At 38.5% G+C, this 7,492-nt stretch carries 9 protein-coding genes; 6 read left to right on the top strand and 3 right to left on the bottom strand.

The genetic code is table 11. The annotated features are described in order from the left end of the window. Window positions 1-163 precede the first annotated feature (163 nt). The 4 genes from RQ763_RS07685 (at window position 164) to RQ763_RS07670 (ending at window position 3,606) form a co-directional block, all read left to right on the top strand. Window positions 164-679: a hypothetical protein gene (locus RQ763_RS07685; RefSeq protein WP_314152165.1), complete on the top strand. Its 516-nt coding sequence runs from the start codon at window positions 164-166 to the stop codon at window positions 677-679. Next, on the top strand, window positions 676-1,260 hold the full coding sequence (locus RQ763_RS07680) for a hypothetical protein (RefSeq protein WP_314152164.1): 585 nt from the start codon (window positions 676-678) through the stop codon (window positions 1,258-1,260). The genes RQ763_RS07685 and RQ763_RS07680 overlap by 4 nt, the downstream gene beginning before the upstream one ends. Window positions 1,261-1,626: 366 nt before the next feature. After that, a complete protein-coding gene (locus RQ763_RS07675; protein ID WP_314152162.1) occupies window positions 1,627-2,859 on the top strand; it encodes an OmpP1/FadL family transporter in 1,233 nt (410 codons plus the stop codon). A gap of 162 nt (window positions 2,860-3,021) precedes the next feature. Next, window positions 3,022-3,606: a DUF302 domain-containing protein gene (locus tag RQ763_RS07670; protein ID WP_314152161.1), complete on the top strand. Its 585-nt coding sequence runs from the start codon at window positions 3,022-3,024 to the stop codon at window positions 3,604-3,606. A 41-nt stretch (window positions 3,607-3,647) separates the two neighbouring features. On the opposite strand, the gene purM is transcribed toward RQ763_RS07670, so the two are convergent. The 3 genes from purM to RQ763_RS07655 form a co-directional block, all read right to left on the bottom strand. Continuing rightward, window positions 3,648-4,643: a phosphoribosylformylglycinamidine cyclo-ligase gene (gene purM / locus RQ763_RS07665; RefSeq protein WP_314152160.1), complete on the bottom strand. Its 996-nt coding sequence runs from the start codon at window positions 4,641-4,643 to the stop codon at window positions 3,648-3,650. A 61-nt stretch (window positions 4,644-4,704) separates the two neighbouring features. Continuing rightward, complete coding sequence (locus tag RQ763_RS07660; RefSeq protein ID WP_314152158.1) at window positions 4,705-4,887, bottom strand: DUF2892 domain-containing protein; 183 nt, start codon at window positions 4,885-4,887, stop codon at window positions 4,705-4,707. Window positions 4,888-5,011: 124 nt separating this feature from the next. Then, complete coding sequence (locus tag RQ763_RS07655; protein WP_314152157.1) at window positions 5,012-6,349, bottom strand: FAD-dependent oxidoreductase; 1,338 nt, start codon at window positions 6,347-6,349, stop codon at window positions 5,012-5,014. A gap of 158 nt (window positions 6,350-6,507) precedes the next feature. On the opposite strand from RQ763_RS07655, the gene RQ763_RS07650 reads away from it, so the two are divergent. Then, on the top strand, window positions 6,508-7,053 hold the full coding sequence (locus RQ763_RS07650; protein ID WP_314152155.1) for a spermidine synthase: 546 nt from the start codon (window positions 6,508-6,510) through the stop codon (window positions 7,051-7,053). Then, the coding region (gene coaE, locus RQ763_RS07645; protein WP_314152154.1) for a dephospho-CoA kinase at window positions 7,053-7,492 on the top strand (440 nt) is incomplete at its 3' end. The genes RQ763_RS07650 and coaE, both read left to right, overlap by 1 nt.

Here is a 7,492-nt window from a genome sequence, read left to right as displayed (position 1 = left end):
GCTGCCTAGTTGATCATTTACTCTTACTTCTTTTACAATCATAATAAATTTCAAATAAAATCATTAAAACAAATCACTCAATTTAACAATACAGATAAATCTACTAATCAGTTACCAGCTGATATACTTCTAAAATATTACTCACAATCACTTAGGATATAAAATGAAACAGATACTATCTTTAGCACTACTGCTGCTATTTTTTACAGGTTGTTCAACTACGACATATACAAAAAAGATAATTCACGGAGAGATTCAAGACAAAGAGATTGTTATAGCTGCAAGAGACGGCAGTTTTAAACTTCAAGGGGAGTTTAGCGCTCCATTTCAAAGTGCTATACATTACCACTCTTTAAATATAGGCGGCGAGAAGTTTATAAAAGGGTATATACGCGCTTTGGATTTTGGTGCCAAGCATGTTCTTGTAAAGGTTCCATCGCAGGAAAAAGAGCTATACGGTGTTTTAGCACTTGAAGATGCAGATGAGAGAGGTATTGGTCCAGGTACGCTCTCATATAAGATAATTATCCCAGAGCCATACATAAAGGCGGCAAATAATGGAAAAATCTCCGTTGTTTACGAGTACTACCGCATAAAAGACGACGCGCTCTTTGATAATAGCAATATAAAAAAGTATTCATGGATATTGTGGTTAAGTGATGAGGATATATTTAAGTGAAGCTCTTTTTATCTACATTAGCATCTATTGCTTCGCTTAGCGCTTATGAACTTATCTATATATCCAACTCGGTTGATCTGCAAAGCTTAGAAGAACTTAGTCAAAAGTATAAAAAAGATGTACTTATTAGTGATAGTCGTGCCTATCTGGTTCCAAGTGAGTGTCTTTTTGAGAGATACTTCGGCGGTTTGAGCCAAAACAAAGTAGAGCTTCCAAATAGTGAGCTTTACAATAGTTCTTATGCGGTAAATGAGAAGATTTTTGATGCAAAAGACGCGCAGGAGATAGCTCAAGAGATAAAGAAACAGAAAATCAGCAGCACCATAGAAGCAAAAGAGGCAAAAGAGTTCTTAGACGAGAGCAGTGGACGTCTCTACGGCGGGCTAAGCCAAGGAGTGCTTAATCTTGAAGCACAAATAAATATTGTAAATGATGAACCAAAAGATAGCATAGCGCAGAGAAGTCTCGAGTGCAGAGTTTTAGATGATGGCTCAGGATATGAGATAAAAGGTGCTAAAAATTTACAACTCTACAGCAATCAAAAAATTATAGAACTAAAAGAGAGAGTGTTTTTCAAGTAGAACTTCTCTCTTACTCCTATTTATGGTCTCTTGGGCAATTTTACTTCTACGCGTATTATAATAAAATTGTTACATATATGTTACGTAATTACACGTTATGATAATTTTATCACGCTTTGCAAACAATCGAAAAAAGATACTCCATATAACATCAGCCATACTAAAATATATAAAAAACTTATGTAAAAGCCAAATAGTGCATTTTTTATAGCGTAGATTGATTTTAGTTATATGCAAAGATTATATATCTAGCAAATTAAAGATTATAGTTAAGCTTCCTTTATGCTTGTTTACTATTCGTTTAAGAAATGGTTAAAAATTACTCTCCTATAATGCTTACATTCTAAATTACTCGTAGGAGAGAAAATGAAAAGAACAATTAAACTTGCAGTGGTAGCTGCATTAGCTTTAGGTGCAACATCTGCATTCGCAACAAATGGTTCAACGATGATAGGTGTTGGTGCTAAGTCACGCGCTATGGGTGGAACAGGTATAGGTGTTGGTCACGGTGCAGAGTCAGCATTAGCAAACCCCGCAATGATTACAACAATCAAAGGTAACAATGAAGTTTCTTTTGGTGGAACAGTATTTATGCCTGATGTTGAAAATACCAATAATGTTGGTATGGGTGCACAAGTCGAAGAAAGTGAAGCTGATTTTTTTGTTATCCCTTCTGTCTCTTTGGCTAGCAAGTTAAACGATAACTTCTACTGGGGTATTGGTATGTGGGGAACTGGTGGACTAGGCGTTGATTATAGAGATGGTGCTGCTGCAACTGATATGCAATTTAACATGGTTACAGCACTTCAAACTATGCAGTTCGCTGTTCCTTTAGCTTATACGACAAATGGTTTCAGTGTTGCTTTTAGCCCAATTGTACAATACAGCTCTTTAGATATAAATTATGATTCAACTGCATTAGGTGGAGGTGATAATGGTGCAGGTGTGTCTCAAGATGTTGCACTTGGTTATAACTTAGGTTTGGCATATGAGACAGATGGAATTACAGTCGGTGCAGTATACAAATCAGAGATTAAATTTGATATAGATGACGTATTAAACAATGCAATGGCAGGATTCCTTGGTGCAGGGACTTACACTCAAGATGAAATGGCTACACCTTCCGAATATGGTATAGGTGCTAGTTACACTACATCAGGGCATACAATAGCTCTTGATTGGAGACATATCAACTGGGAAGATGCTGAAGTTTATAAAGATTTTGGCTGGGAAGACCAAGATGCAATAGCAGTAGGTTATGAGTATGCGACTGACGGTTGGGCTCTACGTGCAGGTTACCAGTATGCAGAGGGCGCTGTACAAGACAATACGGGTAAAAACCTTGCAATAGATGTTGCAGCGCAAGGTGCTGGTATGGCTGAATTAACAAACACTCTTAATATGTTAGGTTTTCCAGGCACTCAAGAGTCTCATGTAACACTTGGTGGTACCTATGTGTTTAATGAAACGCTTTCTTTGGATTTGACAGCTGTATTTGGTTTAGAGAATACTGAAACTTTCGGCAACTTTGCTGGGCAAGATATAACGACTAAACACTCAGAGCAAGGTTATACAGTTCAACTTAACTACGCTTTCTAAGAAATTCTCTCTACACATGTAGCGTCTGCCCTTTGCGGCGGCGCTCTCTTTGCAAAATAGGTAAAAAAATTTCAGTCAACTTACAGAATTGTGTGATATAATAATTGAACTCTTTATGTGATAAAAGTATCACGTAAATGCTACTTTAAAAGGAAATAAGATATGATGAAAAGATTATCACTAGGAATTTCAGCTGCTTTAATGGCTGTGTTGTTTAGCGGCTGTACTATGATGAAAATGGGTACGACATTTATGGGTTTTGACTCTGAGACTCAAGAGGCGTATGCTAAGATGATGGGTGTTATCGGCGAGACGGGAGATCCTGCACAGGCAATGATGCTTGAGTTTGCTGTAGATCCTGATTTAGCAGAAGAAGAGCTAATAGAGTCTATTAACTCAGTAGCGCTTGAGTACAACATGATGGTTGTCGGCGAGAAAAATATGTTCAACCTAGCTGATGCAAAGCCTGAAGAGGTAAAGCATGCAAGAGTTATTGAGCTTTGCTCACTGAGTATTGCTAAAAAGATGTTAAACCACTCACGTTACTATGGCGGTTTTATGCCTTGTAGAATTATGCTTGTAGAGTATGGAAACGGTGAGAGATACCTTATCACTATGGATATGACTCTTGCACTTTACGGCGGAACGGACAAGAAGCCAATCAATGAAGATCTTTTCAAAGATATGTTAAGAGTTAAAGAGGCTATGGAGAAGATTCCTGAGAGAGCAGCTAAAGGCGATTTCTAAGCCTAAGCTCTACTCAAACAGTGGAGATTTTCTCCATTGTTTTAAACTAAAACTGCTTCTCTTTTTCCCTCTTTGATTTCGCCAATAATGTAACCGTCTGTTTTAGAAAGAACAGTCTCTACGTTTTCATCTTTTACAACCAAAATCATACCAACACCCATGTTGAATGCTCTAAACATCTCATCTCTCTCAACATGCTGTGCAATAAGCTCAAAAATTGGAAGTATTTTAATGGAGTCTCTTTTTATCTCTGCTCTTAAATTCTCAGGAAGAACACGAGGAAGATTTTCAACGATTCCGCCGCCTGTGATGTGAGCAAGTGCAACTACACTCTCTTTTATCTCTTTAAATGTTTTTACATAGATGCGTGTAGGCTCTAAAAGAGTCTCTATAAGAGGTTTGCCATCAAACTCATCTTCAAACTTCATACCCATCTTCTCGAACAGCACCTTTCTAGCTAAAGAGAATCCGTTTGAGTGAAGTCCGGAACTTGGAAGTGCGATGAGTTTGTCTCCTGCTCTTACAAGCGATACTCTATCCATCTCACTCTTTTCTGCCACACCGACCGCAAAACCAGCAAGGTCATAGTCGTCTTGTGAGTACATTCCCGGCATCTCTGCAGTTTCTCCGCCAATAAGAGCACATTCGCTTCTTCTGCAACCCTCTGCAATACCTGCTACAACATTTGTTGCGGTTGCAACGTCAAGCTTTCCGGTAGCATAGTAGTCTAAGAAAAAAGAGGGAGTACCGAAGTTGCAAATAAGATCGTTTACGCACATAGCAACGAGGTCAATGCCTACGGTGTTATGTATGCCTGAGTCGATTGCAAGTTTTAGTTTAGTACCTACACCGTCGGTTGCAGCAAGCATAACGGGTTCTTTAAAGCCCTTTGGGAGTTCAAAAGCACCTGCAAAAGAGCCTATACCGCCAAGAACGCCCGGGATTTGTGTAGATTTTACTAAAGGTTTGATGTTTTCAACAAAACTATTACCGGCATCTATGTCGACACCTGCGTCTTTGTAGCTTATTTGGCTCATTTAAGGCTCCAATATTAAAAGTATGAAATTATACCCCATCAGAGTTAAAGCCAGAGTTAATTTATTTTACAGAGCACTTTTTAGAGATAATGCAGAGTGGACAGAAGTTTACAATGCCTGCTATAAGAGGTAGAGCGCCGAGATAGAACCAAGCATTGCCCGTAATAAAGCCTGTAACAACAAGCGCTAAGCCCATCACTATTCTAATAGCTCTACAGTTTTTTCTTATTTTGTCGTAATTCATTTTGATTCCATAATGTAAGGTGTATAACTTAAAATGATTTAAATTGTTATGTGATTGTATCCAAAAAAATGGATAATTTTAGAAATACAAATAGAGAGCCAAAGTTTCTATCTTTGGCTTTTTATTATTTATCAAACATATCTAAGTAGAGAGCATCTGCCCAGTCGTAGATGGACTCTGCATTTACGACTCCATCTTTTTTCCAATCTTCGCTGCTTATGGTATTTGCAAAACTAAATACCGTGTTTTTGTCGTATGCATACTCCGTGTAGATATAGATTGCTCTCTCTGGCGCTATTGAGACGGCAGAAAAACAGCTTGTGACAGGTGTCCGCCACTTTAGCGGTTTTGTCTTATTTATCTTTTGCGCTATTAGAGAAGCAACATATTTTCCTTCGATATTTGAAGTATTTCCAGACTTTGAGAAGCCCATTGGACGGGAGTCTCCGGTAATATAAACATTTTTTGCGTCAATCGCTTCGTATGTAAGTTGATTTATGTGCGCTTCAAGTTTGTTTTTGGCATCTTTTGCCAAACCTACGCGCTCAAGGATTTTTGCACCTCTTACCTGTGGGTAAAAAGCGGCATCCTCAAATTCAAACTCTTCAAACTCGGTGTAAACCACTTTGTTGTCTAGGTCTATCTCTGCAATTTTTGCCGAAGGCACATACTCAATGTAGTCGGCGTAAAGCTCATCAAAAGCTGATTTAAACCCCTCTTCTTTAATGGTTATGCTGTTGTTTGCGTCAAGCAGGATAACTTTTGCATTTAGTTTTTTCTGCTTGAAGTAGTCGGCTATGACACATGCTCTCTCATACGGTGCAGGGAGACATCTGTAGTTTCCTGCCGGAACCGTGAGTATGAAATTACCGCCCTTGAAGTTTTTTATCTTGTTTTTGAGAGTTAGATGTTCAGAACCCGGCATAAACCCCGCAGGATATTCATGACGAAGTCTGTTTTCAAAAGCTATATCTTTTGTCCAGCGGGAGTAGTCGTAATCAATACCCGGAGCAAAGACAAGGTAGTCGTACTCTATGTAGCCGTTGCTTGTCTTTAAAATCTGGTTCTCTTTGTCAAGGTCTATAGCGGTAGCCTGAAAGTAGGTGTAGTCATTTTTTCTTGCCGCCTGAAGATAATCGTGCGTTAAATATTCGAGTTCTACCTTGTCTACAAGCCATAAATTGCTTACCGGACACGATATAAACTGATTTTTTTGTTCAACCAAAACAACATCTGCAGTAGAAGCAAATAATTTTGTATATTTTGCAATCGAGAGTCCGGACCATCCGCCGCCTACAACAACGACTCTAGGGTTTTTAGTATCTGGAAGCGGAGCTTTATAGTCCGTTAGTGAACTGCTCTTTGCCTCTTTTTTTGATTTAGATTCAGGATTAGCGCTAAGCGTAGAAGAAGCAAGTGCTAGGCCCGAGAGTGCTAATGCTTCTCTTCTTGAAATTGCCATTTAATAAATCCTTGTGTAAAAAGTGTGAAGATATTATCATTTTTTGACTTACCGAGAGCTTATTTTTAGCATAGGAAAATTATGAAGTAGAATCATTATTATGTAAATTAAAACAAATATGCTAAAATCGCACCAAAACAAATTTAGGAATTTTAAATATGAGAGATTTTATTTACGCTGAAATGATGGTACATGTGCCAATGTGTACATCTAAAGAGGCAAAAGATATTTTAATAATAAGTGATGATGCGCAAAAACTGAGCCAAGAAGCAGCAAGACACAAAGAGGCAAATGTTAAAGTTGTAGGATGTTCTCTTAATGAGATTAGTTCTTTAGATGATGATAGCTATGATGTAGTAATATCTGAAATGGGAAATGATGCCGCACTTTTTGCGCATGTTAACCGTATTTTGAAAAAAGATGGATTGCTTGCGACAAAGCACCCCTCTCTTGATAGCATAGAGGAGAACAAAAGTTTGATTAGTATGCTTGGAAAATTTTTCAAAATTATCATGCCATACAATATTGGCGATGGAACAACGGCGCTTTTGGCTTCAAAAGAGTACCATCCCACAGCCGACATAAATCTTCAGCGTGCAGATATGATTGATGGACTGAGCTACTACAACAGCGATATTCACCCCGCTGCATTTGCGATGGGTAACTATATTCGCAAAGAGTATTTAGGGATCATCAAAAACTAATGGCGTTTAAGTATGCTATAGCACTCACCGGAGGAATCGCTACGGGCAAGAGTACTGTAGCTTCTCTGCTCGCGCTTAATGGCATGAGAGTTATAGATGCCGACACCATATCTCATGAGATTTTGGACGCTTCATGTGAGTGGGTTAGAGAGAATTTCGGGGATGAGTTTGTAGATGGCTCAAAGGTAAACAGAGCAAAGCTCGGTCAACTCATCTTCTCAAACAGTGAGGCAAAAAAGAAGCTTGAAGAGTTTTTGCATCCTAAAATAAGAGCGGAGATAGAGCGAAGAAGTAAAAAGCAGGACAGCTTTAAATTTCCGTATCTTATCGACATTCCGCTCTTTTTTGAAAACAGTGCTTACGATATAAAAGAGAGCGTTGTCGTATATGTTCCCAAAGATATTCAGCTAGAGAGATTTATGAAGCGAAACGGCTACTC

The organism is Sulfurimonas sp. (genome assembly GCF_032250635.1).
GTDB lineage: Bacteria > Campylobacterota > Campylobacteria > Campylobacterales > Sulfurimonadaceae > Sulfurimonas.
Note: the sequence above shows the minus strand (reverse complement) of the source record. Positions and strands in the feature narration are given on the sequence as shown.

Excerpts from the sequence above, each read along its gene's own strand:
- RQ763_RS07685 (WP_314152165.1), top strand. The coding sequence starts at position 164 with ATGAAACAGATACTATCTTTAGCACTACTGCTGCTATTTTTTACAGGT.
- RQ763_RS07675 (WP_314152162.1), top strand. The coding sequence starts at position 1,627 with ATGAAAAGAACAATTAAACTTGCAGTGGTAGCTGCATTAGCTTTAGGT.
- RQ763_RS07670 (WP_314152161.1), top strand. The coding sequence starts at position 3,022 with ATGATGAAAAGATTATCACTAGGAATTTCAGCTGCTTTAATGGCTGTG.
- purM (WP_314152160.1), bottom strand. The coding sequence starts at position 4,643 with ATGAGCCAAATAAGCTACAAAGACGCAGGTGTCGACATAGATGCCGGT.
- RQ763_RS07660 (WP_314152158.1), bottom strand. The coding sequence starts at position 4,887 with ATGAATTACGACAAAATAAGAAAAAACTGTAGAGCTATTAGAATAGTG.
- RQ763_RS07655 (WP_314152157.1), bottom strand. The coding sequence starts at position 6,349 with ATGGCAATTTCAAGAAGAGAAGCATTAGCACTCTCGGGCCTAGCACTT.
- RQ763_RS07650 (WP_314152155.1), top strand. The coding sequence starts at position 6,508 with ATGAGAGATTTTATTTACGCTGAAATGATGGTACATGTGCCAATGTGT.